This window comes from Bradyrhizobium sp. (assembly GCF_030646015.1).
Taxonomy (GTDB): Bacteria; Pseudomonadota; Alphaproteobacteria; order Rhizobiales; family Xanthobacteraceae; genus Bradyrhizobium.
This window is the reverse complement of the sequence record NZ_JAUSLT010000040.1, coordinates 1-26,887: the sequence shown is the minus strand read 5'-3', so window position 1 is coordinate 26,887 and position 26,887 is coordinate 1. Positions and strand designations below refer to the sequence as shown.

The 26,887-nt window shown below is 61.7% G+C and carries 26 protein-coding genes, 1 tRNA gene and 1 pseudogene; 16 read left to right on the top strand and 12 right to left on the bottom strand.

What is annotated here, in order from left to right; all coding sequences use genetic code 11:
- Positions 1–252 (bottom strand): annotated as a pseudogene (locus Q7T45_RS06315) (cyclase family protein); the annotation flags it as partial.
- Positions 253–450: 198 nt separating this feature from the next.
- A complete protein-coding gene (locus Q7T45_RS06310; RefSeq protein ID WP_304868851.1) occupies positions 451–1,341 on the bottom strand; it encodes a LysR family transcriptional regulator in 891 nt (296 codons plus the stop codon).
- A 104-nt stretch (positions 1,342–1,445) separates the two neighbouring features.
- On the opposite strand from Q7T45_RS06310, the gene Q7T45_RS06305 reads away from it, so the two are divergent.
- The 9 genes from Q7T45_RS06305 to Q7T45_RS06265 all read left to right on the top strand — a co-directional run bounded on the left by Q7T45_RS06305 (position 1,446) and on the right by Q7T45_RS06265 (position 10,419).
- The gene (locus Q7T45_RS06305) at positions 1,446–2,537 is read left to right on the top strand and encodes a nitronate monooxygenase family protein (RefSeq protein WP_304868850.1); all 1,092 of its coding nucleotides are present in this window, start codon (positions 1,446–1,448) and stop codon (positions 2,535–2,537) included.
- A 68-nt stretch (positions 2,538–2,605) separates the two neighbouring features.
- Positions 2,606–3,682: a nitronate monooxygenase family protein gene (locus Q7T45_RS06300; protein ID WP_304868849.1), complete on the top strand. Its 1,077-nt coding sequence runs from the start codon at positions 2,606–2,608 to the stop codon at positions 3,680–3,682.
- Positions 3,683–3,916: 234 nt separating this feature from the next.
- Positions 3,917–4,204 (top strand): Asp-tRNA(Asn)/Glu-tRNA(Gln) amidotransferase subunit GatC, encoded by a 288-nt coding sequence (gene gatC / locus Q7T45_RS06295; protein WP_304868848.1) that lies wholly within the window; start codon positions 3,917–3,919, stop codon positions 4,202–4,204.
- A gap of 26 nt (positions 4,205–4,230) precedes the next feature.
- Positions 4,231–4,440, top strand: coding sequence for a hypothetical protein (locus tag Q7T45_RS06290; protein ID WP_291865225.1), 210 nt, complete (start codon positions 4,231–4,233; stop codon positions 4,438–4,440).
- Positions 4,437–5,909, top strand: coding sequence for an Asp-tRNA(Asn)/Glu-tRNA(Gln) amidotransferase subunit GatA (gene gatA / locus Q7T45_RS06285; RefSeq protein WP_304868845.1), 1,473 nt, complete (start codon positions 4,437–4,439; stop codon positions 5,907–5,909). The genes Q7T45_RS06290 and gatA overlap by 4 nt, the downstream gene beginning before the upstream one ends.
- A 2-nt stretch (positions 5,910–5,911) precedes the next feature.
- Positions 5,912–6,205 (top strand): hypothetical protein, encoded by a 294-nt coding sequence (locus tag Q7T45_RS06280; RefSeq protein ID WP_304868843.1) that lies wholly within the window; start codon positions 5,912–5,914, stop codon positions 6,203–6,205.
- Complete coding sequence (gene gatB / locus Q7T45_RS06275) at positions 6,202–7,683, top strand: Asp-tRNA(Asn)/Glu-tRNA(Gln) amidotransferase subunit GatB (protein ID WP_304868841.1); 1,482 nt, start codon at positions 6,202–6,204, stop codon at positions 7,681–7,683. Before Q7T45_RS06280 ends, gatB begins: the two co-directional genes overlap by 4 nt.
- A 1,456-nt stretch (positions 7,684–9,139) precedes the next feature.
- Positions 9,140–9,406 (top strand): hypothetical protein, encoded by a 267-nt coding sequence (locus Q7T45_RS06270; protein WP_304868839.1) that lies wholly within the window; start codon positions 9,140–9,142, stop codon positions 9,404–9,406.
- Between the two features lie 164 nt (positions 9,407–9,570).
- Positions 9,571–10,419 carry a lipopolysaccharide assembly protein LapB gene (locus Q7T45_RS06265; RefSeq protein ID WP_304868837.1) on the top strand — a complete coding sequence of 283 codons (849 nt, stop codon included), beginning with the start codon at positions 9,571–9,573 and terminating at the stop codon, positions 10,417–10,419.
- A 4-nt stretch (positions 10,420–10,423) separates the two neighbouring features.
- On the opposite strand, the gene Q7T45_RS06260 is transcribed toward Q7T45_RS06265, so the two are convergent.
- Complete coding sequence (locus Q7T45_RS06260) at positions 10,424–11,116, bottom strand: hypothetical protein (protein ID WP_370691220.1); 693 nt, start codon at positions 11,114–11,116, stop codon at positions 10,424–10,426.
- A gap of 216 nt (positions 11,117–11,332) precedes the next feature.
- On the opposite strand from Q7T45_RS06260, the gene Q7T45_RS06255 reads away from it, so the two are divergent.
- A tRNA-Ser gene (locus Q7T45_RS06255) sits at positions 11,333–11,424 on the top strand.
- Between the two features lie 384 nt (positions 11,425–11,808).
- Positions 11,809–12,606, top strand: coding sequence for an outer membrane protein (locus Q7T45_RS06250; RefSeq protein ID WP_304868832.1), 798 nt, complete (start codon positions 11,809–11,811; stop codon positions 12,604–12,606).
- Between the two features lie 92 nt (positions 12,607–12,698).
- Here Q7T45_RS06250 and Q7T45_RS06245 read toward each other — a convergent pair whose 3' ends face one another.
- From Q7T45_RS06245 to Q7T45_RS06220, 6 genes are all read right to left on the bottom strand, one after another.
- Positions 12,699–12,860 (bottom strand): hypothetical protein, encoded by a 162-nt coding sequence (locus tag Q7T45_RS06245; protein WP_304868830.1) that lies wholly within the window; start codon positions 12,858–12,860, stop codon positions 12,699–12,701.
- Between the two features lie 867 nt (positions 12,861–13,727).
- The gene (locus tag Q7T45_RS06240) at positions 13,728–14,153 is read right to left on the bottom strand and encodes a hypothetical protein (RefSeq protein WP_304868828.1); all 426 of its coding nucleotides are present in this window, start codon (positions 14,151–14,153) and stop codon (positions 13,728–13,730) included.
- Positions 14,154–14,288: 135 nt separating this feature from the next.
- Positions 14,289–14,576: a hypothetical protein gene (locus Q7T45_RS06235; RefSeq protein WP_304868826.1), complete on the bottom strand. Its 288-nt coding sequence runs from the start codon at positions 14,574–14,576 to the stop codon at positions 14,289–14,291.
- 254 nt (positions 14,577–14,830) lie between these two features.
- Complete coding sequence (locus Q7T45_RS06230) at positions 14,831–15,028, bottom strand: helix-turn-helix domain-containing protein (protein ID WP_304868824.1); 198 nt, start codon at positions 15,026–15,028, stop codon at positions 14,831–14,833.
- Positions 15,029–15,093: 65 nt separating this feature from the next.
- The gene (locus Q7T45_RS06225; protein ID WP_304868822.1) at positions 15,094–15,825 is read right to left on the bottom strand and encodes a hypothetical protein; all 732 of its coding nucleotides are present in this window, start codon (positions 15,823–15,825) and stop codon (positions 15,094–15,096) included.
- Between the two features lie 77 nt (positions 15,826–15,902).
- The gene (locus Q7T45_RS06220) at positions 15,903–17,096 is read right to left on the bottom strand and encodes a site-specific integrase (protein ID WP_304868820.1); all 1,194 of its coding nucleotides are present in this window, start codon (positions 17,094–17,096) and stop codon (positions 15,903–15,905) included.
- Between the two features lie 1,151 nt (positions 17,097–18,247).
- Between Q7T45_RS06220 and Q7T45_RS06215 the strand changes: the two genes are divergently transcribed.
- Positions 18,248–19,834 (top strand): porin, encoded by a 1,587-nt coding sequence (locus Q7T45_RS06215; protein ID WP_304868818.1) that lies wholly within the window; start codon positions 18,248–18,250, stop codon positions 19,832–19,834.
- A 230-nt stretch (positions 19,835–20,064) separates the two neighbouring features.
- On the opposite strand, the gene Q7T45_RS06210 is transcribed toward Q7T45_RS06215, so the two are convergent.
- Positions 20,065–22,203 (bottom strand): lytic transglycosylase domain-containing protein, encoded by a 2,139-nt coding sequence (locus tag Q7T45_RS06210; protein WP_370691219.1) that lies wholly within the window; start codon positions 22,201–22,203, stop codon positions 20,065–20,067.
- Between the two features lie 396 nt (positions 22,204–22,599).
- Here Q7T45_RS06210 and dapA point away from each other — a divergent pair, with 396 nt between their 5' ends.
- The 4 genes from dapA (at position 22,600) to Q7T45_RS06190 (ending at position 25,244) form a co-directional block, all read left to right on the top strand.
- Positions 22,600–23,490, top strand: a complete 891-nt coding sequence (gene dapA / locus Q7T45_RS06205; protein WP_304868814.1) for a 4-hydroxy-tetrahydrodipicolinate synthase — start codon at positions 22,600–22,602, stop codon at positions 23,488–23,490.
- 60 nt (positions 23,491–23,550) lie between these two features.
- Positions 23,551–23,967, top strand: a complete 417-nt coding sequence (mscL, locus tag Q7T45_RS06200) for a large conductance mechanosensitive channel protein MscL (protein WP_304868852.1) — start codon at positions 23,551–23,553, stop codon at positions 23,965–23,967.
- A gap of 67 nt (positions 23,968–24,034) precedes the next feature.
- Positions 24,035–24,508: an SsrA-binding protein SmpB gene (gene smpB, locus Q7T45_RS06195; RefSeq protein ID WP_304741712.1), complete on the top strand. Its 474-nt coding sequence runs from the start codon at positions 24,035–24,037 to the stop codon at positions 24,506–24,508.
- 160 nt (positions 24,509–24,668) lie between these two features.
- Complete coding sequence (locus tag Q7T45_RS06190; protein ID WP_304868811.1) at positions 24,669–25,244, top strand: peroxiredoxin; 576 nt, start codon at positions 24,669–24,671, stop codon at positions 25,242–25,244.
- 87 nt (positions 25,245–25,331) lie between these two features.
- Here Q7T45_RS06190 and Q7T45_RS06185 read toward each other — a convergent pair whose 3' ends face one another.
- Positions 25,332–26,024 carry a uracil-DNA glycosylase gene (locus tag Q7T45_RS06185; RefSeq protein ID WP_304868809.1) on the bottom strand — a complete coding sequence of 231 codons (693 nt, stop codon included), beginning with the start codon at positions 26,022–26,024 and terminating at the stop codon, positions 25,332–25,334.
- Positions 26,002–26,634 (bottom strand): NYN domain-containing protein, encoded by a 633-nt coding sequence (locus Q7T45_RS06180; protein ID WP_304868807.1) that lies wholly within the window; start codon positions 26,632–26,634, stop codon positions 26,002–26,004. The genes Q7T45_RS06185 and Q7T45_RS06180 overlap by 23 nt, the downstream gene beginning before the upstream one ends.
- Between the last annotated feature and the right edge of the window lie 253 nt (positions 26,635–26,887).

Sequence of the window (26,887 nt, the reverse complement as noted above, 5' to 3'; positions counted from 1 at the left end):
CTGAACGACGGTGATCTTGAAGGCGCGCGGCGGATAGGCCGGCGTCTTGGTATCGACGGGGATGCCGAGCGCGTAGGTCTTGCCGGTCTTGACCAGCGACGCTGCCTTCACGACGAGCTCCGGCTTCATGTAATTGGCGGCGCCGATTTCGTCGTTCGGTCCCCATTTCGATTTGGTCCAGTCCTGTGCGCTCGCAGTCCCGACCGTACCCAACACGGCGACAGAACAGCACAGTACGATTGCCCTTAGCATCGCAGTTCCTCCCAGGCGTTTACGTTATGGTTGTTGGTAGCTAGCGCCGCATACTAACGTAGTGCGGCGGCGCGTCCAAAGTTTTCGGCGCGAGTGTCGACCGCGATGCAACGCGCGCATTCGCAAGCGCGAAATGCCCGGTCAATTTGCTGCAAATTCATGACAACGCTTTTCGCCGCGCGGAATACCCGGCCGATCTCAGGCGGCAATGACCTGGCTATTGCTCTCCAGGCAGGAGACAAAACCTTGCAGGGCGCTGTACTGATGCGCGCTTCGGCGCTGGATGAAGAGGGTGTCGACCCGCGACTGTGACGGGCTGAGCGGGTGGATGCGGATGTTGCCGCTCTGGTCGTTGCGTTCGACCACCGCGCGCGGCAGCAGCGTGATGCCCATGCCGGCGGCGACGCAGCCGATCATGCCGTCGAGCGTGCCCAATTCGAACCGCGCGGCGGACGGCCAGCCAAACTCCGTCAGCAGTTGCTCGAGCCGCTGGCGATAGCTGCAGCCGGTGCGGAACACCAGCGCGGTCGGCCCGGATTCCGGTGTACCGGCGCGAAGCGCGGCGAGGCTGGCCCATCGGCGTGCCGTCACCAGCACCAGCTCTTCCTGAAATGCCGTCACATGCGTGAGCTCGGCATGCGCGATCGGACCGGCGACGAAGGCGCCGTCGAGCGAACCATCGAGCACGGCGGCGACCAGGTCGGCGGTCGGCGCAGTCCGCAGGCTCAATTGTACCGCGGGAAAACGCCGGTGAAATTCAGCGAGCAGGGACGGCAGGCGCACGGCGGCGGTGGTTTCCATCGAGCCGATCGACAGCGGACCTTTCGGCTCGCCATCCTCGCGCGCGGCCAGCACCGCTTCGCGCGCCAGCGCGGCCAGTCGCTGCGCATAGGGCAGCAGGCGGCGGCCGGCGCCGGTCAGGGTCATGCCGCGGCTGTGCCGCTCGAACAACGCCGTTCCGATTTCGGCCTCGAGCGACTTTATCCGTTGCGTGATGTTGGATTGCACGGTGTTGAGTTCGTCGGCCGCGCGGGTGACGCCGCCGAGGCGGGCCACGGTCGAAAACGTCACCAGATCGGACAATTCCACGGCGTCGTCTCCGTTTTGTTTTAGAGATGGCAGCGTTCTCTAGAAATCATTTATCCAGAATGCTAGCCGGGCGTACGGTGGCTGTCCAGAACCGAGGAACGGAAATGTCGATCGAGACACCGCTGAACGGCCTGCTGGGCATCCGCCATCCGGTGCTGTCGGCGCCGATGGATGTGATTGCCGGCGCGCGGCTGACGGCGGCGGTGAGCCGGGCCGGGGGTTTTGGCATTCTCGGCGGCGGCTATGGCGAACGAACCTGGCTCGAACAGGAGACGGACAAACTCAAGCAGCAAGCGGCGCCCTTCGGTATTGGTTTCATCACCTGGAGTCTCGCAAAACAGCCTGACCTGCTGGATGTCGCACTGGCCGCACGGCCGCGCGCGATCATGCTGTCGTTCGGCGACCCCAAACCATTTGCGCCCCGCATCAAGCAGGCGGGAGCCTTGCTGATCTGTCAGGTTCAGGATGAAGCCATGGCGCGACAAGCGCTGGATGCCGGCGCCGACATTCTGATAGCGCAAGGCTCCGAGGCCGGCGGCCATGGCGCGTCCCGCACCACCATCGACATCGTGCCCTCGATTGTCGACCTCGCGGCTGGCCGCGTGCCGGTGGTGGCGGCCGGCGGCATCGGCGACGGCCGCGGGCTGGCGGCGATGATGATGCTCGGTGCGTCGGGCGTTCTCCTGGGGACTCGATTTTATGCCAGCCAGGAATGCGACGGGCCGGAGCAAGCCAAGCAGCGCATCTGCGCCGCCAAGGCCGGCACGACCACGCGCGGCATCATCTTCGACCTGTCACGGAACAACGTCTGGCCGGCGCCGTTCAACGGGCGCTGCCTGATCAACGATCATGCGCGCCGCTGGATGGGTCGGGAAATCGAACTGCTGCAGAATGTGAAGGCGGTCGCCGCCGACTATGCCGCGGCCAGGGCCGCCGGCAATTTCGATATCGCGGCGGTGATTGCCGGCGAAGCCGTTGGATTGATCCACGACATCCCGCCGGCCGCCGAAATCATCGATCGTATCGTCGCCGAAGCCGACCAGATAATGTCTGGGCGGCGTAACTCCACGAGGGGCGTTTTCTTCCCTTCTCCCCTTGTGGGAGAAGGTGGCGCGCGAAGCGCGCCGGATGAGGGGTCTCTATCCGCGGGCAAAATATCTGTTGAGCCAACCCCTCACCCGTCTCGAATGCGCTAATCGCGCATTCGATCCACCCTCTCCCACAAGGGGAGAGGGGAAGAAAGTCAACAAGAGAGAGCAGCACCATGTGGCCGGACCGCCGAATCCTCGACCTCTTCAAGACCGAATTTCCCATCGTGCTGGCGCCGATGGCGGGGATCATGGACGCCGACCTCGTGATCGCGGCGGCGCAGGGCGGCGCGCTGGGCTCGCTGCCATGCGCGATGATCTCGGCGGAGAAGGCGCGCGAGCAGATCAACATCATCCGCCAGCGCGTCTCGGCGCCGGTCAACCTGAATTTTTTCTGTCACCAGGCGGTCGAGGCCGATGCGAGCCGCGAGGCCGGATGGAAGGCGCGGCTGTCTTCCTATTACACTGAGCTGGGCGTCGATCCGGCGGCGCCGGTCAATGCCGCCAACCGCGCGCCGTTCGATGAGGCGATGTGCGCTTTGGTCGAGGAGCTGAAGCCGGAGATCGTCAGTTTTCACTTCGGCCTGCCGGACTCCGCATTGTTGAAGCGCGTCAAGGCGGCCGGCTGCATCGTAATGTCGTCGGCCACCATCGTGCGGGAGGCGATCTGGCTCGAGGAAAACGGCGCCGACGTCATCATCGCGCAAGGCGCGGAAGCCGGCGGCCATCGCGGCATGTTCCTGACCGACAACATCGCCGAACAGCCCGGCACGTTTGCGCTGGTGCCGCAGGTGGTGGATGCCGTGAAGGTGCCGGTGATCGCCGCCGGCGGCATCGCCGACGGGCGCGGCATCGCTGCGGCGTTCGCGCTCGGCGCGGCGGGCGTGCAGATCGGCACCGCCTATCTGCGCTGCCCGGAATCCAAAGTGATAGCGCCTGCGCGCGCGGCGCTGGCGCAGGCCCGCGACGATTCCACCGTCATCACCAATGTCATGACCGGGCGTCCGGCGCGCGGGGTGGCCAACCGGGTGATGCGCGAAGTCGGCCCGATTTCACCGGATGCCCCGGCATTCCCGCATTCCGCCACCGCGCTCGGGCCGCTGAAGGCGGCTGCCGAAAAGCTGGGCAAGGTCGATTTCACCAATCTGTGGGCTGGGCAGGCGGTACGGCTCGGCCGCGACATGCCCGCCGCGGAGCTGACCCGGGCGCTGGCCGGCGCCGCCCTGGCGCGCCTGAGCCAGATGCCGGGCTGAGGCACTTTCTTCACCTCTCACATCGGGAGAGGTCGGCGCATAGAGCCGGGTGAGGGGTTTTACCCCATCGATAGACCTGAACCCCTCACCCCAACCCTCTCCCGACGGGAGAGGGGGCTCACCGTCCATGCCGATCTAGCTACGTATTGCCTCGAGCGGAGGCCGCCACGGTTGCGGCGCAAAAGGAGCCTCTGCTATACGGCGGGCTGAATTCGCCGCCAGAGGCCCTATATAATGTCCGTCGATGCCGCCACCGTCCGCCGTATCGCGCATCTCGCGCGGATCGCGGTTACCGACGACGAAGTTCCCCATCTGCAGGGCGAACTGAACGCGATGCTGGCCTTTGTCGAGCAGCTCAGCGAAGTCAATGTCGATGGCGTCGAGCCGATGACTTCGGTGACGCCGATGGAAATGAAGAAACGCGCCGACGTGGTCAATGACGGTGAGATCGCGGACGAAATCGTTGGGAACGCGCCGGCCACCGACGATCACTTCTTTCTGGTGCCGAAAGTCGTCGAGTAAATTCTTGTATCGAGTCTGGAAATCCGATGTGTCTCCTCTGCGACGATGAAAAGGCCTATCAGGCCTATATGAACTACCTCGACGCGATGGAGCGGCAGGGCAAGGCCGCCGATCCCGACAAGGCGATGGATGCCGTGCTCGACGCGCTCGAAGCCTCCGACAAGACCCGCAAGCAGGACGACCCGGCCAACGACAAGACACTGTCACCGTTCTTCTGCAGCCCGGTTGATAAATGACCGATTTGACATCGCTGACGCTCGCCGAGGCCCGTGAGGGGCTCGCGAACAAATCCTTTACCTCGCTCGAACTGACCGACGCCCATCTCGGTGCGATCGAGGCCGCGCGCGCGCTCAATGCCTTCGTGATGGAGACGCCGGATCAGGCCCGCGCCATGGCACGCGCTGTTGATGCGAAGATCGCCAGGGGCGAGGGCGGTCCGCTGGCCGGCATTCCGCTCGGGATCAAGGACCTGTTCGCGACAAAAGACGTGCGCACCACCGCGTGCTCGAAAATTCTCGGCAATTTCGTGCCGCCTTACGAATCCACGATAACCTCGCAGCTCTGGCGCGACGGCGCCGTCATGTTGGGAAAACTCAACAATGACGAGTTCGCGATGGGCTCGTCGAACGAGACCTCGTGCTTCGGCCCGGTGGTCAATCCGTGGCGGCGCGAGGGCTCCAATACGACGCTGGTGCCCGGCGGCTCGTCCGGCGGGTCGGCGTCGGCGGTGGCGGCGCTGTTGTGCATGGGCGCGACCGCGACCGATACCGGCGGATCGATCCGCCAGCCAGCCGCGTTCACCGGCACCGTCGGCATCAAGCCGACCTACGGGCGCTGTTCGCGCTGGGGCATCGTCGCATTCGCGTCCTCGCTGGACCAGGCCGGCCCGATCGCGCGCACGGTGCGCGACAGCGCGATCCTGATGCGCTCGATGGCCGGGCACGATCCCAAGGACACCACATCGGTCGACCGCGCGGTGCCGGATTACGAGGCGGCGATCGGCAAGTCCGTCAAGGGCATGAAGATCGGCATACCGAAAGAGTACCGCCTCGACGGCATGCCCGCGGAAATCGAAAGGCTCTGGAGCGAGGGCGCGGCCTGGCTGAAGGCGGCCGGCGCCGAACTGATCGACGTGTCGCTGCCGCACACGAAATACGCGCTGCCGGCCTATTATATCGTGGCGCCGGCGGAGGCCTCGTCCAACCTCGCGCGCTATGACGGCGTGCGCTATGGCCTGCGGGTGCCCGGCCGCTCGATCGGCGAGCTCTACGAAAACACCCGCGCCGAGGGTTTTGGCCCAGAAGTTCGGCGCCGCGTCATGATCGGCACCTATGTGCTCTCGGCCGGCTATTACGACGCCTATTATTTGCGCGCGCAGAAGGTCCGCACCCTGATCAAACGGGACTTCGAGGACTGTTTTGCCAAGGGCGTCCACGCCATCCTGACGCCGGCGACGCCATCGGCGGCGTTCGGCATCGGGGAGAAGGGCGCCGATCCCGTCGAGATGTACCTCAACGACATCTTTACGGTGACGGTGAACATGGCGGGCCTGCCGGGGATCGCGGTTCCCGCCGGCAAGGATACGCAGGGCCTGCCGCTCGGCCTGCAGCTGATCGGCCGGCCGTTCGATGAGGAGACGCTGTTTTCGCTCGGCGAGGTGATCGAGCAGGCGGCGGGACGCTTCACGCCGGCGAGGTGGTGGTGACCATGGCCGAATTCAAAGCCAGCCTGTCGGGCGCGGCCCCCGCGCCGGATCTCGCCGCGCCGCTGGCAGCGCTGTGGTGGGCCGCCAAGGGCAATTGGGATCGGGCGCACAGCATCGCGCAGGACGAGGCGAGCGCTGAGGGATCCTGGGTGCATGCCTATCTGCATCGCGTCGAGGGCGACCTCGGCAACGCAGGCTATTGGTACCGCCAGGCCGGCAAGCCGGTCGCGACCGATGCGATCGGGACCGAATGGGAGCGGATGGTCTTATCATTGCTCGGAGCTGGAAGAGCATGAGCGCAGCAAGCGGTAAACTGATCAAGGGCGCCACCGGCGACTGGGAAACGGTGATCGGGCTGGAAGTCCATGCCCAGGTCACCTCGAACTCAAAGCTGTTCTCCGGAGCCTCGACCGAATTCGGCGGCGAGCCGAACAGCCACGTCTCGCTGGTCGACGCGGCGATGCCGGGCATGCTGCCCGTGATCAACGAGGAATGTGTCAGGCAGGCTGTCCGGACCGGGCTCGGCCTCAACGCGCAGATCAATCGCCGCTCGGTGTTCGACCGCAAGAACTATTTTTATCCGGACTCGCCGCAGGGCTACCAGATCAGCCAATACAAGTCGCCGATCGTCGGCGAGGGCGAGGTGGTGCTCGAACTGGACGGCGGCCGGACTGCCACCGTGGGCATTGAACGGCTGCATCTGGAACAGGACGCCGGCAAGCTGCTGCACGATCGCAGCCCGGACCAGACCTGTGTCGATCTCAACCGCTGCGGCGTCGCGCTGATGGAGATTGTCTCGAAACCGGACATCCGCGATGCCGAGCAGGCCCAGGCCTATGTGACAAAACTGCGCTCGATCCTGCGCTATCTCGGCACCTGCGACGGCGACATGGAGAAGGGAAGCCTGCGCGCCGACGTCAATGTCTCCGTGCGCAGGGCCGGTGCCACCGAACTCGGCACCCGCTGCGAGATCAAGAACATGAACTCGATCAGTTTCATCGGCGACGCCATCGAATACGAGGCGCGGCGCCAGATCGAAATCATCGAGGACGGCGGCAGCATCGATCAGGAGACCCGGCTCTACGACCCCGGCAAGGGCGAGACCCGATCGATGCGCTCCAAGGAGGAGGCACACGATTACCGTTACTTCCCGGATCCCGATCTGCTGCCGCTGCAATTCAGCGAAGCCTATGTCGCCGGGATCAAGGCCGGCCTGCCGGAATTGCCGGACCAGAAGAAGGCGCGCTTCATCGCCGATTTCGGCCTGTCGCCCTACGACGCCAGCGTGCTGGTGGCCGAACGCGAGAGCGCGGACTTCTATGAAACCGTGCTGACCGGTCTCGCCGACAAGTCCCGCGACGGCAAGCTCGCCGCCAACTGGGTGATCAACGAGCTGTTCGGCCGGCTCAACAAGGAAGGCCGGGATATTACGGGCTCGCCGGTGTCGGCCGAACAGCTTTCCGCCATCGTCGGCCTGATCGGCGAGGGCACCATCTCCGGCAAAATTGCAAAAGACCTGTTCGAGATCGTCTGGACCGAGGGCGGCGATCCCCGCGCGCTGGTCGAGAGCCGCGGCATGAAGCAGGTCACCGATCTCGGCGCGATCGAGAAGGTGGTCGACGAGATCATTGCGGCCAATCCCGAAAAGGTGGCGCAGGCCCGCGCCAAACCGCAGCTCGCCGGCTGGTTCGTCGGCCAGGTGATGAAGTCATCCGGCGGCAAGGCCAACCCGCAAGCGGTCAACGATCTGCTGAAGTCCAAGCTCGGCATCTGAACGAGCGCGCGACGTGGCGCCGGCGGCATCGCCGCCGTCGCGCTTCGCGCATCGAAGCGTGCACCGATTTTTCACCATGAATGTCGATGCATCGCGCGCGGTGAGAAAATCGTCCTGCGAATCAGTGTTGGCGATTCGCCCAAAAATCCGGTTTTGGCGAGCGCCGATGAGACGCCAAGCCCGTAGCCACGAAAATTTATTTATTGCCAAAAACCGCGACTCAGAGTCCGCGCAACGCGCTTTCGACCGGCCAGGGTGAGTCGCGACGAGCTCCATCGCGCATCGTCAACGCCCTGCGTGAACGACGAAAACACCTTCAGTTATAGTATTTGCAGCGATATTGACATTCGCCGATGCAGCGTTTTCGCGCACTTTCCGCATCGTCGCGAGAATGCGGTGGCGTGTCGTCGATGAACACGCGTGCGCGCGCTCTATCCCGCGCGTCAACACTTCCTTAAGCGAGACACTGTTTTTTTGCATGTGTTGGTGTATTCGGAATGCGTGCATTTCGATTCCCGAGTGCACGCAGCGATAAAGTCATCTCTACATCGGAGGGCAACATGGCCAAGAAAGCTAAGAAGGCGAAGAAGGCGAAGAGCGCAGTGAAGAAGACTGCCAAGAAGACCCGCAAGGTCGCCAAGAAGAAGAAGTGAATTTTCACTTCTAAAAAATTGCCGGCGGCTTGATGCCGGCACGTCACACGAGCCCTCAGAACGAGCTGCTTCTTAAAGAGCGGATTTCAACCGGGGGCTCTGGTCGACGAAAGAGGGTGTCGGCGAGACATCAGGTCAAACGGCTGGATCGTTCTTTCAAGAGAGTTCGCTCTTTCGAAAACCGGTCCGGCAGAAGAAACAAGTTTTCTTCGTTCGGTGCGGATCTCAATGGTTCGCAATTTCACCGGCGGTGTCGAAGCCTTCATTGGTTTTGAGCTTCATGTGAAATCTGGTCCTGACGTGTTCGCCGACGCCCTCGTTCTTTACCGCCGCCGCCGATGATGCGTGGCGCGCCTGCCCAAATTCCCCACATTGTCGGTCTGACCACCTGCGGCGCATCGCGCGGCGGGCAATTATTCGTGTCCCGGACAGGGGGCGGCACGCCTGTGCTGCTCCGCAGAGCCCGGGCCCATTGCTTTGGATGCGCCAATGGCGAGGTTAAGCGGCGTCCGGTCGTTCCGATCGCTGCAATGGTTATCGTTTGGCGAAATGCCACGGTAAACCAAATTCCGTGAACACGCGGAAACCCGCATGACATAGGCACTTCTGCGTTTTCGGCGGCGCTGGCGCCGGATCGGCGTTTACGCTGCATTCATCGCGATATTTAAACTGCCCTTCAAATTTGATCGGTCATGATCATCCCAACAAGCCGGCAAACGGCGAGGGACTAACGGGGCGTTTTAATAGTGGACGGGAGCCGCGCTCGGGGGAGGGCGGCCAACAATCAAAAAAGGGGATGTCAGATGTTTCAGGGGCAAATCGATCTGGATACGGCGATACCGGTGCAGGCAACCGCGATCCCGGACGTGTTGTTCGAGCGCGGCCTGTACTGGGCGAGCGGACGTTCCGGCGTGGTCAATCTCGTCGCCGCGCACAAGTGGTTCAATCTCGCCGCCCTGAAGGGTCGCGCCGAGGCCATTGAGTTGCGTCGCGAGGTCGCCGAGCTGATGTCCGAGGTCGAGATCGCCACGGCGCAGCGCGAGGCCCGCGCCTGGATCACCGCGCATTAGGACCGTGCCGGCTTCCGACGCAGGACCCTGCTGAAGCGGAGGCCCCGCGAAAGCGCCTCCGCAATTTTACGGCGCTCTACACGTGGACACGGACAACCGCGCAGCGGCAGCGCGAGATGCTTGCGCCGCTGGCGTAATCCGGGTTTTTGTTTATCGTCGGGCCGATGTCGAAGCGCCCGCCATTTCCTGCCGGTCCCGGACGGCCGAACGCCAATGACCAGGCGCTCGAACGCGCCAGCTTTGCGTTGCAGATGCAGCGTCCCGGCGAAGCCGAACGCATTGCCGCCGAGGTGTTGAAGGCCAATCGCGGCAACGTCCGCGCCGCGCAGGTCCTCGGCCAGGCGCTGCTGATGCAGAACCGCGGCGCCGAGGCGATCGCGCCGCTGGAAAAGGCCGCACGGCGCGGCGAGGATCCGGCAGTCGAGACCTTGCTGGGCGCGGCGTTTGCGCTCACCGGGCGCCGCGACGAGGCGCTCGAGCAGTTGCGCCGGGCCACCGCAAGGCGGCCGCCATATCCTCCGGCGTTTCTCGAACATGGCATTCAGCTGGCAAGAGCGGGACGATTCGAAGAGGCCGTCGCGGCGCTCGAAAGCGGCCTTGGGTTCGCGCCCGACGCCGTCGATATGCTGAGGGAACTCGCCGCTCTTCATCTCAAGCGCAATGACCGCGTCAAGGCACGCGAGCTGTTGCTGCGAGCCCTCAAGGTGGCGCCGGACCGGCCCGATCTTCTGACCGGGCTCGCTCAGGTCATGCTGCTGAATGGCGAATACGCTTCCGCGGCAGAAACTCTTCGACACGTCGTGGCGTTGCGGCCCGACGATGCCCTCGCGCGGGCGGATCTGGGAAGGTGTCTGCTGGAAATGGGGGAGCGCGACGCCGGCGAGGCGAGTATCCGGATGGCGACGCGGGAAAGTCCGCAGCTGTTCGGCCGCGCCGTCATGTCGCTGGCGATTTCCTCGCGCGGACGGTTTTTCCTGCGGCCGAGCGCAGCCGCGAAATTCCTGCGCGGTTAAAGGCTCAGGCGCGAAATTGGCGGCGATAGAGGCCTGGTTCACGATCGATCGCCGTGGTGAGGTCGTGCGCCCGCTGGCTCTCTTCCGCGGTGAACGGCATGGTGCGCGCCACCCAGCTTTCCCGCTTCACCGGCACGCATTGCGCGACCGGCGTGCCCTTCGGCAGCACGCCGCTGAAGTCAGCGTCGTGCCAGTGCGCCGGAAAATGAATCCAGTTGTCGTGGTAGCGGTCGCAATCGACCAGTCCGGTCAGCGTGGTGAACGGCAGATCGAAGCGGTTCGCGGGATGCGTGAACAGCAGCGCGTAGCCTTCCGGCGCCTCGATCGTCCACAGATTATGAAACTTGATCAGGAAGCGGTCGTCTTCGAACAGCGGCGAGCCGGCGACCTGGCTGCCGTCGTGGAATCCGATCGGCGAGCGCGAGAAGCTGACCGCTCCGCCCGGTGGAATTTCATTGTCCCAGGTGAATTCGCCGTTCTCGACCCTGAGGTCGCACATCAGTGGAATCAGGAAGCCGCAGGTCATGGCGTCGACAAACGGCGGACAACGCTTGACGGTGTTCTCATCGCGGCCATTCAACGCGTTGAACGCCTGCGACGGCATCGCTTTGAGCCAGGCGGGAAGGCCGAGCGCGGCTGGCACCGGCGGTGGCAGCACGCCTTCGAGTTCCGCCGGACAGCGGAACGTCAGCGTCATTGGATTGTCTTTACTGGACGTCACGTCCTGCTCCATGGCCGCCAACAGGGTCAGTGATCTATATTTGATGCTGGCGCAGAGGGAAGGAAAAAGGGATCCGAACCCTTGATAGGGCTTTGCGGCTTTTCCTTATAAGGGTGGAGCAACCCGTGGCACGCGGGGCACACACCTTCCGGTTTGACCCTGCCGGTCGATTCAAGGCATAAGACCGGCTCCGGAGAGGTGGCCGAGTGGCTGAAGGCAGCGCTTTGCTAAAGCGCCATACGGGGAAACTTGTATCAAGGGTTCGAATCCCTTCCTCTCCGCCACTAAATGGCACTAATTTATTGAATTCATTAAATGATTCTTCGCGCCGTATTGTACGATCCCCAAATTGGCCCCCAAACACGTCGGGTCTGGTGCCGAGAGGCACAGCGTATTGCGTGCTGTCGCTAGTCGGCCATCACTGGACTTCGATTGATTGCGCCCAAATGCGGATGACTGATGCTTGCCGTCAAATCGGCCGCCATCGATCCAAAAAAGGGCCAACGACTATCTCGCGCTGGGCTTCGACCGCTCTCGCTGCGTGAGCGCTTGGCCATGGGCCGCGCCTTCATCCCTAAGATTGTTCGGAAGAGTTGCAAAAAAGCTACATCGCGCGCGAGACCTGTAGGATATCAGTTCATGGCATTGGTCAATTGATTGGGAATGGCATGAAACAGATCGCTATGATTGCAACGGCGGCGCTTTCATTAAGCGTGACCACAGTTTACGCGGCTGACGTAGCCCTCCCTTACACTAAGGCCCCACCAGTTGCAGCCGCAGGATATAACTGGTCCGGGGTGTATGCCGGTCTGCACGCAGGAGGCACCTGGGGTGACCGCGCATTCTCGGATTACCCTGGGATATTTGGATCATTGGGTTTCGGAGGAAATCCCGCGTTCTTCGGCGCAACTGCAAAACCAAGTGGCGGGCTTGCGGGCGGTCAAGTCGGATACAACTACCAAGTCAGTTCGTGGGTATTCGGCCTGCAAGGAGACTTGGCTTGGAACGGCGCTCGCGGTAGCGTTATTTGCAATCCAGTCGATCCCGCTGTTGTATTCACTCCGCTGACGCGTTGTTTGTCTAACGCAGATTGGCTGGGTTCAGTAACGGGCCGCGTGGGATACGCGTGGAACAACTCGCTAATTTACGTCAAGGGCGGCGGCGCGTGGATGCGCGAGACGTATGGCTTCGATCGCGCGAATGGCCTTTCTGCAGGCATTCCATTTTTTAGAGGCACGAGGACTAATGCAGGCTGGACAGTCGGCACTGGGCTTGAATATGGATTAACGCCGAACTGGAGTTTGTTCGCCGAATACAATTATTACGACTTCGGCAGTTATACGGTCACATTCGACAACGTTTTTAACGGCCCTGGGACAACGACGTTGACCGTGCGAAACGACATGCATACGGCGAAAGTAGGATTCAACTACCGCTTCGGCGGGCCGGTTGTCGCGCGGTACTGATTCCCGCCTAACGGTCGAACTATTCGAAAGCCCCGGCGTCGTCCGGGGCTTTTTTGTGCTCGCTGCAGACAGAAGCTGTACTAAATAGGCATTCATTCGATGATGACCATACGGGCCATGGTCTTCATCGCTAACAGCATTGCAGATAATTCCCGCCGGTTTTCAATCGCCTCAGCGGTGTAGCGCCCATGCTTGTAAGCGTGCTGATTTCCTTTCGGGGCGCCCGGTGAGATTTGAATCAGACCGCCTGCCACAGGCTATTTTTCTAATGTGGGCGGCGCACGGCGGACTTGCCGCTCTCTCGCGCGCGTACTGGTCTCGAAATTGCCGTGCGGGTTCTGTATCGAAAACTCTTGGCTAACTTGAACCTGCCCATTGATCTATATGAAGAAATCTTTTCCGAGTTTCGCGGCAAGTGCGACGCATCCGTAGTCGAGAATATCCTCATAGTGGTCATGTCGGGCGACGTGGCGGTTGTATGTCGTCCACCGCATCCATTTCGGCTTAGGCGGCAAATCCCATTCGTCGGGATCTAGGCCAGTGATGGAGCAAAGTCGTGAATTGATCTTTGCCTTTCCTGCGTGGGCTCGGCTTGTCGGATCGTTAAATTGGCTTTGGTATGCAACTTGTCGGCCCCAGGTCTGCCGGCTGCAAAATCGGGTAGCTCCCGGTGGTTTCCAGAGCACTGATGCGGGTCGATTTAGAACTGGGCACATAAAATACCATTGCCGCCCCCCGAAATGGCGCGGACGTGGCACAAGCACGATCCGAAGGTCACGACCGCCGAGCTGGATTTTAAACCAGCCTTCGTGCTGTCCGCTCATGTCCGCGCTGATTAGGCCGCTCGCGATTTCACCCCAATATGAATGCGTCCAACGGATTCCTCGCACGCCAATGTTCGAGCCGAATTTGACGAAGCCACGACGAGCCAGACTGTTTAGGTCCAGCTTAAGCCCGTCCTGCAAACAAACCCGTTCGCGTGGTCTTGGCATTGAAGTCCTCTCAAGCGGGCTATGCCCTATGGTAAACTATATGTGTGCCCTAGATTGATACCGCGATGGTCGGTGGAATAGGCCTCACGGTGTCAATTGAAGGCACCGTGAGGCTGTTTCGGCGTCGTTTCATGCCGCGCGCTGGCTCTGATTTGATACCGCGACGGGATATTTTGATACCGCGTTTTGTTTTTCGCGCCCCCACCGCATAAACGCCTTGCTCGGCAACTGGCCGGTCTTGTCGCAAGTGTGGAACGTCAGCCGCCATTCGCTCGCGTGAGGTGATTTACGGCTGAATGCGCCCTTCGTTACCAGTTCGATAAAGCCCCGCTCCTGTAGCTCGGCAAAGGCGCGTTGAGCCGTTCCGCGCGCAACGTTGCATCGCTCGGAAGCTCGGCGAACGGATAAGCCAAGCTGTCCGTTGTTGTTGCCCTTGTAGAGCCTTGTAACTTCAGTCAGCACGGCTCGCGCCGGGCAACTCAGCGAAAGATAAGCAGGCGAGGTTAGAAGCCAGTCATAGAGGCGGACGTGCGGTGCATCGATCCGCTTGTTCATTCTAGGGCGTTTCGGCATGACCGCCCTCCACATGGGCCAGAACCCCGTCCGTGATTGTTCGCCGCGTCGGATGGGGTTGGAGTGCGGGCGAGGCCGAACCCCCACCAGCGACGATTTCTGGACCAGCAATCGCCATCACGACTTACCGCCCTTCGTTTCGAGAATGGTGATTATGCTGATGAGCACGTAGCGCGCGTGCTGCCCTGCGAAGGGGCCACCGTGTCTTTCGTGAATTGTCTCAATGACAATCCCGGCTTTGCGGAGCTTGTGGACATAGCCGCTCCAGCGCGGCCCCGGATGGTCGATCGGAGTGCATCCGTTGTCATTCGCGGCCTTGAGCTCCAGCAATGCCCATGCGTCGCGTCCGCGTACGGTCACCACTGGTCCGGCTTCCCCGATTTGAGCTTTCACAATCAGAATCATCAGCGACGCTCCCCGTCAGAGAAGCCCGCATTTGCTATGATGGTTTCTGCGGTGGCGAGCGGGACGCGGCACCGGCGAGACACCCACCGGACGCGATGGTCGGCAACTCGGCGGTCTTGTTCGGCGACCCAATCAAACAGATCGGGAAACTGGCAAGGCTTAGGTTTATGGTGTAGTCTCATGATGTTCAAATCCATGGGAATGGGGATGGACGAATAGCTCCGGCGCGGTGTGAAGACCGCGACCGGGGTTCTTTATTTTGAGAAGGTCTTTGGTTCGACGGCAGGGTGACCTTCAACCCAACGACGCAAGTCGTCTGGCAAAATCAAGGTTTTGCGACCGCGCTTGCGCGCTGTAAGCGCGCCGTTTCGGATTGCCTCATAGATTGCGGTGCGGCCCGCGCGGGCAACCGAGCAGGCCTCGGCAATGCTGTAAGCAAGTGGGGAGTTCATTCGACCTCGCCAAATATGCCGGATTCACTCCGGCAAGTGCGTCCGCACAAGCGCGAACAAGGCGATTAAGTCGATTCAGATCGATATTTGCGGGACTTCTTCGAAGCGGGCGAAGCTGCATTCCTGTCCCGCTGACACTCCTGTCGAGCACGATGGATCGCTTTTGCGAGCGCATGAGTAGAAGCAAACGGTCGCCGAAACTGTTCCGGTATCTGAGACTGTAATTCGATAACTAAATTCACAAACTTCGAAGTGTTGTCAGTTTTTTGTTTGTCGGAATCGTTTCGAACTCCTTCGGGCAGGCCAAAGTCTCGGACCACTTTTGTCAGCCGGAAGACCCAAATATTCCAACCTGTGCCATCGGGTGGAGGAGTAACGCTTGGTGATTGCAGCTCCTTGATCGCCTGCTCGCAGGCGCCTTGAAATGCGGTTAGAATCTCACCAAGGCTTTCTAGCGAGTGTTTCGCAGGAAGACACAAATGTTTGAAGGCCTGCTCTAGTCCAGAGAAAAGGGACTGCGGATTTTCTTGATGGGCGACGATATCTCGGTGGAAATTTCTAGCTGACCTATGCAAATCACGAACGCCTTTGATTGCGACGTTCGCAGGTTCGGAATGAATTTCAATACCGGCTAGTAAGAAAAAGGAGTTTGTAACTTCGACAATCTGCTTTCGAGCATTCGCGGAAAACTCGTATCCATAAGCTTGCTCTAATCGTCCCCAGTCGAAATCCCCCGGCTTCATCTCGTGCACTATGAGACGTGCGCCTGAAACTCGCTTGGTGCGCTTATTAGCCATTGAGGTTCACCGGGCGGCAGGGAATCCGCTGCCGACACCATCCCATTCCTGTGTTATAAATGCCACGGCGGGTAGTCTTAGAATCTTTTGCGCTTGGCTATTTGCACAACATTATTGGAGGAAGTCGGCTCACAATATCCGGCCCATGCCTCCATTAGCTTGCGGCGTTTTTCCAAGGCGTCGCCGCGCCGGTAAGCCTGCTCCGCCTTGTCGCCGATGACATGCGCCAGCGCGGTTTCGGTAATTTCGCGCGGGAAGTTCGAGACGTTGCCTGCCCAATCCCGGAAGCTAGAGCGAAATCCGTGAACGGTGGCATTGTCGACCTTCATTCGACGCAGGACCATTTCCATTGCCATGTTGGAAAGCGGCTTGTTACGTGCCTGCCCGGCAAAGACGAACTCCCCGTCCTTGACCCTTTCGAGCTTTCGCAAGATTGCCACCGCGCGCGGTGACAAGGGCACACGATGTTCACGGCCTGCCTTCATACGGTCGGCCGGCACGGTCCAGACTTTCTTGTCAAAGTTGATTTCCTGCCACCGCATCCCAAGAATTTCACCAGAGCGGGCGGCGGTTAGGATGCAAATCTCCAGAGCCAGCGCGGCACTGGCTTCCCGGTTCCTCAACTCGGCAACAAAGCCGGCAACTTCCTCATAGGGCATTGCGGCATGATGGCCCCGCGCCAGTTTTGACGGCCTCGGTAACAGGTGATCCAGATGGCCGCGCCACCGGGCAGGGTTCTCGCCTCCTCGGAAGCCCTTGGCCTTGGCCGCGTCCAGAACCTTTTCAATTCGCCCGCGCACGCGCGAGGCGGTTTCGGCCTTTTTCGTCCAGATCGGCTTCAGGACCGCCAGCACGTCGTCGGTAGCTATGGTATCCACCGGCTTGGCGCGCAGGGGAGCCGCGTAGGTCTCCAGAGTCGATTTCCATTGTGCCTTGTGCTTCTCGTTTCGGAAGCCGGCGGAGAGAGTTTCCCGCACGTCATCGGCCATCTCGCCAAAAGTAGGAATGCCGCCGTCCCGTTTCCGCTCGTCAATCGGGTTGAGCCCTTGGGCAATCTTTCGGCGTGCACTGGCGGCATTCTCACGGGCATCTGTGAGGGGAACACACGTGGCGCTCCCCAACCCCATTTCTTTCGCCCGGCCGCGCCAGGTGAACCGCAGAACCCATTTGCGGGCTCCGGTTTCCGAGACGATCAAATAGAGGTTGCCGCCGTCGCTGTATTTGCCCGACTTGGCAGTTTCGACTTTGCGCGCGGTGAGCTTGCTGGCCATGTCCCGTCCCCAATCTGGTCCCCAAGGCAGTCCCCAAAAATAGCACGGCTTTGGACGGACTGAAATAGACAGTGGCGAACAGGAGCGAAAGAAAGGCCTATATCTGCTGCGCATTGTTAATCGGGCGCGGACGGCAATGAACGTCAGAAACCATGAGTTCGGCGGACTTCCTATCCGCCACGCCTGAAACCCTAATGCTGGCGGTTTTCGCGAATTCCAGCCCGTTCGGAGCGCTCGTATCCGTATATCTGGTGCGCTTGTACAAGGCTCCATCCGGTCCCTGAAACTGATGCTCATAAGGTGTCTCGGCCGCAGCTTGGCGCAGGTCGCCACGGCGTCGCAGGTTCGTCCGCGGCCAATTGTTGCGGATGCCCGGGTTCCCGGCAATTTCAGCCCGTCTTCGCTAGGCGGAGTGTCAGGCGACATCCGAAACGTCGTTGAGAATCGATGCGCGAGCGAAGCAGCCGCATCGCCTCGATGAATTCGGGCACAAAATGCAGAATGCATTTCGATGCCGAAAAATAAGGGTTTCTGCGATGTCGCGAAGGCAAGTCGCAAAACCACATGCTTCGCCCAAGTACGCAAACCGACCAATGTGCGGCAGTGCTTCGCGCCTCGCATCCCGGATTTCCATGACGATGTACGCGGCGATTCCGTCAGTGGGATGAAAGAACGCCATTCTTTGCCGTGTCGCCGATCGCTTTCGAGCGGAATCAGCCGCTCCGGGCGCTCGATTCGGCGGAAGTCGAAGCGCGGGAAGGGGTAGGCCGGGGTCGGGGCTGCTTTCGCGGCGGTCGGCGGGTAAAATGGAACTAATCTAAAATGGTGTTTTAAAACAAAGGCTTGCGGTAGAAGTTTGATCACGGTTGCGTGTTATTTGTGCAACACCCGTCCAGAAACAGCCTGACTCGTGCCGTTCTGAAGCGTTCCTTTGTTGCGTGTGCAGGAGTGTTCGGTAATTGTCATCTTGCGACGGAGGGGGGCATCCCGAGGTCGTCCCGTTAGGTGGTTCGCTTAAGTCCCTCGCGTTGAGCGGGAGTGTCCGAAGGCGCGAAGCGACTAAGCGGGTTTTAAGGGACAAGGGAACCAACCTTAGGGTGTTTCACCCAGCGGATCCGGAACCTTCCCTACAGAGCAACTTGGAGGTTAACATGAAGATGGTTAAGAGCCTTATCCTCGGCTCAGCGGCGGGTCTCATCGCCATGAGTGGGGCACAGGCAGCTGATCTTCCCGTCAAGGCCAAAGCGGTCGAGTACGTGAGGATCTGCTCCCTGTATGGTGCCGGTTTCTTCTACATTCCGGGCACCGACACCTGCATCAAGCTGGGTGGTTATCTGCGCGTCGACACCACGTTCAACGGTGGCGTCTACGGCCAGCCGTTCTATAATGGTGATGCGGGCCAGGGCAATCGCTTCCGCGATCAGTTCAACTCCCGTTCGCGTATGGCGCTGACGGTTGATACCCGCACTGCCACCGAATACGGCGTCGTCCGTACCTTCGGCCAGGGCGACTTCCAGTTCCAGAACTTCGGCAGCTCCAACCCGGCACTCCCGGTTGGCTCCCAGGCTGGCCTGAACAGCGGTCTGCTTTCGGCTGCAGGCGGCGGTTATGTCGCGGTTGAAATGGTGTTCATCCAGTTCGCTGGTTTCACCTTCGGTAAGTCGGCCTCGGCCTTCGCTGCGCCGTGGCATGGCTATCCGGGCAACAACAACTCGTTCCTGATGGGCGGCCATGACACCGTCACCGGTGTCAACAACATCCAGTACACCGCTCAGTTCGGTAACGGCGTGTCGGGCACCATCGGCCTCGACGATCCGACCGTGTTCCACAAGACCTCGGTTCAGAACCTCGGTCTCGGCGTCAACGTCAACGGCGGCGGCACCAACGCTTACGGCGGCATCGTTGCTCCCGACATCGTCGGCAACATCCGTGTCGATCAGGCTTGGGGTCTCCTCCAGTTGTCGGCCGGCGCTCACCTCGTGAACGCTTCCTACAACACGCTGGGCGCCGGTGGCGTTCCGACCAACCTGTCGGAAATCAGCGGCCATCCCGACAGCAAGTGGGGCTTCTCGGTTCAGGGTGCCTTGCAGATCAAGAACATCCCGACCGGTGCCGGCGATGACATCAAGGTCAGCGCAGTGTACTCCCAGGGCAACACCAAGGACGTCATCTCGACCTCCGGCGGTTCGCCGAGCTTCGCCATGTTCGGCGGCAGCGGCCTTGGCTACCAGAGCGTTGGCTTCGGTAACACCAGCGATGGCGTCTATCTCCCCGGCGTGGGCGGTACCAACGGCATCATCCTGACCAAGGCTTGGGGTGTTCGCGGTGCGTTCAACCACAACTGGGATCCCTACTGGTCGTCCAGCCTCTGGGGTGCTTACGCCCAGGTTAAGTACGACGGCAACGGCACCGACGCAGTCAACGGCAACTTCACCTCTGCCAAGGGAGCCTACTGCTTGGGCTTCGCGGCAACCCATCCGGGTCAGGTCGCAGTTGCCGGCGCAGCCGGTACCTATAGCTGCAACCCGGACTTCAACATCGCGCAGATCGGTGTTGTGACCCGCTGGACTCCCGTCAAGAACCTGACGTTCTCGGCTGAAGTCGGCGCGTTCCTCCTCGACCAGAAGATGTCGGGTAGCTCGGTGTTCACCGCGACTGCTCCGAAGCCGAACGCTCTCTACGAGTTCAAGGACCAGAGCACTGTGTTCCTGAACGTTCGTGCTCAGCGCAACTTCTGATCCCGAAAGACTTGAAACACGCGGAGAACCCCCGGCAGGAAACTGCCGGGGGTTTTTCTTTGTCCAGGCGGCGCGCGTGCCGGTCACGTCACGCGTTGTGATCCGGCCACGCCTGTTGAATACGACAGGACCGCTGCTGTCCTGCTGTTGCCCGGACGTGACGGTGCAGCCTGTGAATGTGGGTAAACACTCGGCCTGGACGGGGGGCGACGGTTTGAGACCGGCCCCGGTTATTCGACGCTGGCGCCGCGGCGCAGGTCGGCCTCGATCTGCAGCCGTGTCCCGCCGCCGAAGCGGGCGCGATAGACCTGCAGATTCTCCATGATCCGCTGCACGTAGTTGCGGGTCTCCGAGAACGGGATCTTTTCGACCCAGTCGACCGCGTCGACCTTGGGGTCGCGCGGATCGCCGTAGCGCTCGATCCATTTCCTGACGCTGCCGCGGCCGGCATTATAGCCGGCGAAGGTCAGGATGTAGGAGCCGCGATAATCCTCGATCAGCCCGCCGAGCTCGGCGGCGCCGAGGGTGGCGTTGTAGACCGAATCGTTCTTCAGCCGGGCGAGGTCGTAGGTCGCGCCGTGTCGCTTGCAGACATAACGCGCGGCATCCGGCGTCACCTGCATCAGTCCATAGGCTTGCGCCGGCGACACCACCGCCGGATTGAAGGCGCTCTCCTGCCGGGCGATGGCGTAGACGATGCTCTGTTCGACCTCGGGTCCGATCGACTTGAACGGCGGGATTCCAACCACCGGATAGGCATAATGATCGAACGGCAGCCCGCGGTTGAGGGCAGCCTTGCCGAGCAGCAGCATGCCGCGCGCGTCGCCATTGCGCGACGCCAGTTCGCCCAGTCCAGCCAGCGCATCCGGATCGCCATTTTCGCCAAGGTCGCCGAAGATCGGGATCGCCATTTCGCGTTCGTCCAGCTGATAAAGCAGCTGCACCGCGCGGACGATTTCCAGCCTTTCGATTCCCCGCGAGCGCCCGCCGGGGACGCCGTTCAATTCGATCTGCGGCAGTCCAAGCTTGGCGCGCGCCAGCTGGCCATAATAGCTGGTCGATTGCTCGGCCGCCCGGGTGTAGGCCGCGCGCGCTTCCTGGGCGCGGCCGGCCGCCTCGGCGGCGCGGCCCTGCCAGTAGCCGGCGCGCGCCAGCGCGGTCGGGTTGACGCTGCCGACGCCGATGCGCGCAAAATGCTGCGCGGCCGTCGCCGGGTCGTTGAGGAAACGCAGCGCGATCCAGCCGGCGGTGAATTGCTGCTCGGTCTGGTAGATGTCGCGGGCGGGCAGCGCCGCATCGCGGGCGATCAGGTAGGCGTTGCGGTTTTCGCCGGTGTCGAGCAATTTTCGCGACAGCAGCCGCCGTTCGATCCACCATTCGTCCAGATTGTGCAGGCGGCCGGGATCCTTCGGCGCGCTCAGCATCAGCTGGGCTGCCTCGGCGAATTTGTCTTCGCGGCGCAGCAGCTGAATCTTGCTGAAGATGTAGCCGGGGTCGCCATGCAATTCGCTGGGCACCGCGGCCAGCAGCGCCCTGGCGTTCGAGGCCTTCTTGTGCGCGGCGATGCGGGCCTTCGCCAACGCAACCTGGCTGGCGCCGAGCCGCTTGGCGGCGCGCAGCGCCGCCGTATTCTCGCTGCCATAGAGCAGGAAATCCATCCGCGCCTTGTGATCGCCCGGCGTGATCAGCGCGCCGAACAGGTCGAGTGCCGCGCTCTCGGTATCCTCGGAAATCGAATCGGTTCGCCAAGCGCTGTGCACCAGACGCTCGGCATTGGCGCGGTCGCCGCGCGCGATCATCGCGCGCGCCAGCGAGAATTTGCCCTTGGCCGAGCGCGGCGATTCGTTTTCGAACCACGCCCAGATCGTGGCGTCGTCGCGACGGTCGTCCCACAGCGCCGCCTCGATGCGCCGGCGCAGGAAGGTCTGCGATGGCCAGCTGGGATTGGCCGACAGGAACGCGCGGTAGCGCTCGACCGATGCGCCGTTGTCGTCGCTGCGCAGGATGATCCATTCCGCGAGTTTCTTCGCGACCGGATCCGATATCGCGGCTTGCGCCTGCGTCGCATCCGCCGGCTTGCGCTTGCGTACCAGCTCGATGACGTTTTCCAGCGCCTCGGTATCGGCTTGCGAGGTCGACGACGTCGCGGCGATGGCGGCCGGCACCGAGGGTTTGCGCGGTGGCGGCGGCAGGGCGGCGGGCTGGCGGGTCGCGGGCGCCAGTGCTGGCGCGGCGGGCGCAGGGCTCGCTGCCGCTGCGGTATTCTTGGCAGCTGGTGTGGGAACCAGATTGCGCGCGATCGGCCGCGGCTTCGGCAATGGAACCTTGGTCTTGGCGACCGCTTCGACCGTAAAGGGCGACAATCCCATGGCCAGCGCCAGGCTTGTCGCCAATGCCGTCGATCGCAATGCGGCTGCGCGGGCGGATCGGGTCACTGCTTTCCCTAACGGCGAATCATTCAATCGCTGAGGCTCTAGCTCTATTTGATAGCTCTATTTGATTGAATATGTGGACAAAATACTAAAATCACTGATGTTTCCGATGTCTGCGCCATGACCGCGGCAAAATCGCGGCCAGAGCGTTTTCAAGCGAAGTGGGGACCGGTTCGCGTCAAGAAAACGCGTCAAATCAAGAATCTAGAGCCCCGTTTCGATTATATCGAAACGGAAAAGGCTCCAGAGCGGCCTTTCGCGAGATCGCCAGACCCGGTATGAATTGACCTTACCGCCAGTAAACGGCCAGCAGCGAGCGTTCGGAGGAAGTCCATGGCAGCCAAGACGAATTTTCGGGGCTCCTACACCGCCTTGGTTACGCCATTCAAAAACGGCTCGATCGATGAAGCTGCCTTCCGTGGCCTCGTGAGCTGGCAGATCGAGCAGGGCTCACACGGCCTGGTGCCGGTCGGCACCACAGGCGAAAGTCCGACCCTCAGCCATGCCGAACATCACCGGGTCGTCGAGTTGTGTCTCGATGAAGCGAAGGGGCGCGTGCCGGTCATCGCCGGCGCGGGCTCGAACTCCACGCGCGAGGCCGTCGATCTGGCCGTCCATGCCGAGAAGGCCGGCGCCGATGCCGTGCTGGTGGTGACGCCGTATTACAACAAGCCCACCCAGGAAGGGATGTATCAGCACTTCAAGGCGGTGAATGACGCCGTCGGCATCCCGATCATCATCTACAACATCCCGCCGCGCTCCGTCGTCGATATGTCCGTGGAGACCATGACCCGGTTGTTCGAGTTGAAGAACATCGCCGGCGTCAAGGACGCCACCGCCAATCTTGCCCGCGTATCGCAGCAGCGCCACGCGATGGGACCGGATTTCATCCAGCTTTCCGGCGAGGACATGACCGCGCTGGCCTATATGGCGGCGGGTGGACATGGTTGCATCTCGGTTGTCGCCAATGTGGCGCCGAAGCTGTGCGCGGACCTGATGACTGCGGTCTTGAAGGGCGATTACGCCACCGGACTGAAGATTCAGGACCGGTTGACGCCGTTGCATGATGCCATCTTCAAGGAACCGGGCCTCGCCGGAGCCAAGCATGGCCTCAAGCTGCTGGGGCGGCTGGAGGAGGAAGTGCGCCTGCCGCTGATGACGGTGACGCCGCCGACCGGCAAGGTCATCCGTGACGCCATGGTGCATGCGGGCCTGATCAACTGAGCCGTCGACGTTCCCGTCATGAGTCTTCCGGTCCGTCAAGTCGAGGAGAAGGGGCTGCAGATGCTCAAGGAATTTCGCGAATTCGCCATGAAGGGCAATGTCGTCGACCTCGCGGTCGGTGTCATTATCGGCGCCGCCTTCGGGGCGATCGTCACCTCGATGGTCGGCGACATTATTATGCCTATTATCGGTGCCATCACCGGCGGCCTCGATTTCTCCAACTATTTCACCGGCCTTTCGAAGGCGGTCACGGCGGGCAATCTTGCTGACGCAAAAAAGCAGGGCGCCGTGTTGGCGTGGGGCAATTTCCTGACGCTGACGCTGAATTTTGTCATCATCGCTTTCGTGCTGTTCATGATCATCAGAGCCATGAACAAGATGAAGCGCAAGGATGAGGCGGCTCCGGCGGCTCCGCCGAAGCCAACCCGGCAGGAAGAATTGCTGACCGAGATCCGCGATCTGCTTAAGAAGACTTGAAGCGCGATACCGACGACGTGGGCGTTGTCGCTGCTTTTCCAGAGACAACGCCCAGAGGTTTTGAATCATGGCCGAAAAGAACGAGCGCGCGATCAAGGTCGTCGCCGAGAATCGCAAGGCCAGGTTCAACTATGCCATCGAGGATACGATGGAAACGGGGATCGCGCTGACCGGCACCGAGGTCAAGTCGATCCGCACCGGCAAGGCCACCATCGCGGAATCCTACGCCGATACCAAGGATGGCGAGATCTGGCTGATCAACGCCAACATCCCGGAATATCTGCAGGCCAACCGCTTCAACCACGAGCCGAAGCGGCCGCGCAAATTGCTGCTGCACCGCAAGCAGATCAACAAGCTGATGGGCGCGGTCGACCGCGATGGCATGACGCTGATCCCGCTCAAACTCTATTTCAACGAACGTGGCCGCGCCAAGCTGTTGCTGGCGGTGGCCAAAGGCAAGAAACTGCACGACAAGCGCGAGAGCGAGAAGAAGCGCGACTGGGGCAGGGAGAAGGGCCGCCTGCTGCGGGCGCGGGGATAGGGATCACCGTCATGCCATCCGTCATTGCGAGGAGCGCTTGCGACGAAGCAATCCATTCTTTCTTGCTTTTGATGCATGGATTGCTTCGCGGAGCCTGTCATCGGGCGGCGCCTCGCGCCGACCCGTTGGCCCGCAATGACGGTCGATGGAGAATTGCTCAATGAACCAGAAGAACCTGCTCGAAGTCGACTGGAGCAAGATTCCGGCGCCGTCCGACGATGGCGCGGCGGCGCATCTGGTGGGCATGACGATCCCGCCGCTGAGCCTGATGGCGACCGACGATACCTCGGTGACGCTCTCGGCGCTGCCGGGGCGCATCGTGGTGTTCGCCTATCCCCGGACCGGCGAGCCCGGCAAGATCAGCCTGGTCGATGACTGGGACATGATCCCGGGCGCCCGCGGCTGCACGCCGCAAGCCTGCTCCTTTCGCGACCTGTTCGCGGAGTTGAAGGCGGCCGGCGCCAAACATGTGTTCGGCCTGTCGACGCAGAGCAACCTCTACCAGACCGAGATGGCGTCACGGCTGCATCTGCCGTTTGCGGTGCTGTCGGACGCCAAGCTGGCGCTGACACGGGCGCTGAACCTGCCCACCATGGAAGTGGCGGGAGAGACCCTGATCAAGCGGCTGGCGATGGTGATCGACAATGCGCGGATCACCCACGTGTTCTATCCGGTGTTTCCGCCCGATCGGAATGCCGGCGATGTGGTGGCTTGGCTGAAGCAGAATAGGGTGTGAATTGTAGGGTGGGCAAAGCGAAGCGTGCCCACCACCAGGTCCGCGGATGCAAATGGTGGGCACGGCGCAAGCGCGCCTTTGCCCACCCTACGAATCCAGATCCGCTCGCACTTTCGCAAACACGCTGCGAAACATCTCCGGCGTCAGCACCCGCGTGTTGGTGTTGTAGCGCGAGCAATGATAGCTGTCGTAAAGCTTTAGCGCGCCGGCCTGATGGATCGCGCCGTGCCCGAAGGGCGCCTCGGCGGCGCGAAGCGTCAGGACTTTCAGCATCGAGTCATGCGCGACGCGGCCGAGCGCCACGATCGCGCGCAGTTTGGGCATCGCCGCTATGGTGGCCGACAGGAACTGGCGGCAGGTGTTGATCTCGACGGGCAACGGCTTGTTCTGCGGCGGCACGCAGCGCACCGCGTTGCTGATCCGGCAATCGACCAGTTTCAGCCCGTCGTCGGGCCTCGCCTGATAGACGCCTTTGGCAAAACCATATTCCAGCAGCGTGGCGTAGAGCAGGTCGCCGGCGAAATCGCCGGTGAAGGGACGCCCGGTGCGATTGGCGCCCTGCACGCCGGGCGCGAGGCCGACGATCAACAGCGCGGCATTGGCATCGCCGAACGACGGCACCGGAGAATTGAACCAGGTCGGCTCGCGCGCGCGCACCGAGTCGCGATAGCTCGCGAGCCTCGGACACAGCGGGCAATTGCGGTCCGGTGCGGTGGGGAGAGAGGCGGGCGGCTTGCGGCCGCGCCGCGGATCAGTCTCAGTCCTCGAAATCGTCGTCATCGGCCCTCGGCGCCATCGTGGTCGCGCGCTGCAGGAATTGCGGCGCATGATGGCGCGGCTCGCGCGGAGCCGGACGCTCGGACGGATCGCGGCCGAGCTTGGATTGCAGCTCCACCAGATCGGTGAAGACGTCGGCCTGGCGGCGCAGTTCGTCGGCGATCATCGGCGGCTGGCTGGAAATCGTCGAGACCACGGTGACGCGGACGCCGCGGCGTTGCACCGCCTCGACCAGCGAGCGGAAATCGCCGTCGCCGGAAAACAGCACGATCTGGTCGACATGCTCGGCGAGTTCCATCGCATCGACCGCGAGCTCGATATCCATGTTGCCCTTGACCTTGCGGCGGCCGCTGGCGTCGATGAATTCCTTGGTCGCCTTGGTGACGACGGTGTAGCCGTTGTAATCGAGCCAGTCGATCAGCGGGCGGATCGAGGAATATTCCTGATCCTCGACGAGCGCCGTGTAGTAGTTGGCCCGCAGCAGATAGGCCCTGGCGTTGAAATCGGCCAGCAGCCGCCGGTAGTCGATATCGACCCCTATGGCCTTGGACGTGGCGTAGAGATTGGCGCCATCGATGAACAGCACGATCTTTTCCCGCGGATCGATGGGCATGGCATATCTCCATATTGGCGGTCTGCCCGCCTAAACGCCTGTGCCGCGCCACGCGGCCTAAACGACAATTTAAATTCCGCTGAGAACATTATGTTAATTTCGCTATTCGCATGTTTTCCGACACGGGACAAGACATCTGCATGTCACATGCGCGTGCCGAGGGGCAGGCAATCCTTGTGCCCACCGAGTCACTCGTGTATGGGAAGCCTTCATTCCATAAGTTTTGGAGACGTCTGTGGCACGCGTCACCGTT

Coding starts and splice junctions, on each gene's coding strand:
- Q7T45_RS06305 (WP_304868850.1), top strand. CDS start 1,446: ATGTCGATCGAGACACCGCTGAACGGCCTGCTGGGCATCCGCCATCCG.
- Q7T45_RS06300 (WP_304868849.1), top strand. CDS start 2,606: ATGTGGCCGGACCGCCGAATCCTCGACCTCTTCAAGACCGAATTTCCC.
- gatC (WP_304868848.1), top strand. CDS start 3,917: ATGTCCGTCGATGCCGCCACCGTCCGCCGTATCGCGCATCTCGCGCGG.
- Q7T45_RS06290 (WP_291865225.1), top strand. CDS start 4,231: ATGTGTCTCCTCTGCGACGATGAAAAGGCCTATCAGGCCTATATGAAC.
- gatA (WP_304868845.1), top strand. CDS start 4,437: ATGACCGATTTGACATCGCTGACGCTCGCCGAGGCCCGTGAGGGGCTC.
- Q7T45_RS06280 (WP_304868843.1), top strand. CDS start 5,912: ATGGCCGAATTCAAAGCCAGCCTGTCGGGCGCGGCCCCCGCGCCGGAT.
- gatB (WP_304868841.1), top strand. CDS start 6,202: ATGAGCGCAGCAAGCGGTAAACTGATCAAGGGCGCCACCGGCGACTGG.
- Q7T45_RS06270 (WP_304868839.1), top strand. CDS start 9,140: ATGTTTCAGGGGCAAATCGATCTGGATACGGCGATACCGGTGCAGGCA.
- Q7T45_RS06265 (WP_304868837.1), top strand. CDS start 9,571: ATGTCGAAGCGCCCGCCATTTCCTGCCGGTCCCGGACGGCCGAACGCC.
- Q7T45_RS06260 (WP_370691220.1), bottom strand. CDS start 11,116: ATGACGCTGACGTTCCGCTGTCCGGCGGAACTCGAAGGCGTGCTGCCA.
- Q7T45_RS06250 (WP_304868832.1), top strand. CDS start 11,809: ATGAAACAGATCGCTATGATTGCAACGGCGGCGCTTTCATTAAGCGTG.
- Q7T45_RS06240 (WP_304868828.1), bottom strand. CDS start 14,153: ATGAACAAGCGGATCGATGCACCGCACGTCCGCCTCTATGACTGGCTT.
- Q7T45_RS06235 (WP_304868826.1), bottom strand. CDS start 14,576: ATGATTCTGATTGTGAAAGCTCAAATCGGGGAAGCCGGACCAGTGGTG.
- Q7T45_RS06230 (WP_304868824.1), bottom strand. CDS start 15,028: ATGAACTCCCCACTTGCTTACAGCATTGCCGAGGCCTGCTCGGTTGCC.
- Q7T45_RS06225 (WP_304868822.1), bottom strand. CDS start 15,825: ATGGCTAATAAGCGCACCAAGCGAGTTTCAGGCGCACGTCTCATAGTG.
- Q7T45_RS06220 (WP_304868820.1), bottom strand. CDS start 17,096: ATGGCCAGCAAGCTCACCGCGCGCAAAGTCGAAACTGCCAAGTCGGGC.
- Q7T45_RS06215 (WP_304868818.1), top strand. CDS start 18,248: ATGAAGATGGTTAAGAGCCTTATCCTCGGCTCAGCGGCGGGTCTCATC.
- Q7T45_RS06210 (WP_370691219.1), bottom strand. CDS start 22,203: ATGGGATTGTCGCCCTTTACGGTCGAAGCGGTCGCCAAGACCAAGGTT.
- dapA (WP_304868814.1), top strand. CDS start 22,600: ATGGCAGCCAAGACGAATTTTCGGGGCTCCTACACCGCCTTGGTTACG.
- mscL (WP_304868852.1), top strand. CDS start 23,551: ATGCTCAAGGAATTTCGCGAATTCGCCATGAAGGGCAATGTCGTCGAC.
- smpB (WP_304741712.1), top strand. CDS start 24,035: ATGGCCGAAAAGAACGAGCGCGCGATCAAGGTCGTCGCCGAGAATCGC.
- Q7T45_RS06190 (WP_304868811.1), top strand. CDS start 24,669: ATGAACCAGAAGAACCTGCTCGAAGTCGACTGGAGCAAGATTCCGGCG.
- Q7T45_RS06185 (WP_304868809.1), bottom strand. CDS start 26,024: ATGACGACGATTTCGAGGACTGAGACTGATCCGCGGCGCGGCCGCAAG.
- Q7T45_RS06180 (WP_304868807.1), bottom strand. CDS start 26,634: ATGCCCATCGATCCGCGGGAAAAGATCGTGCTGTTCATCGATGGCGCC.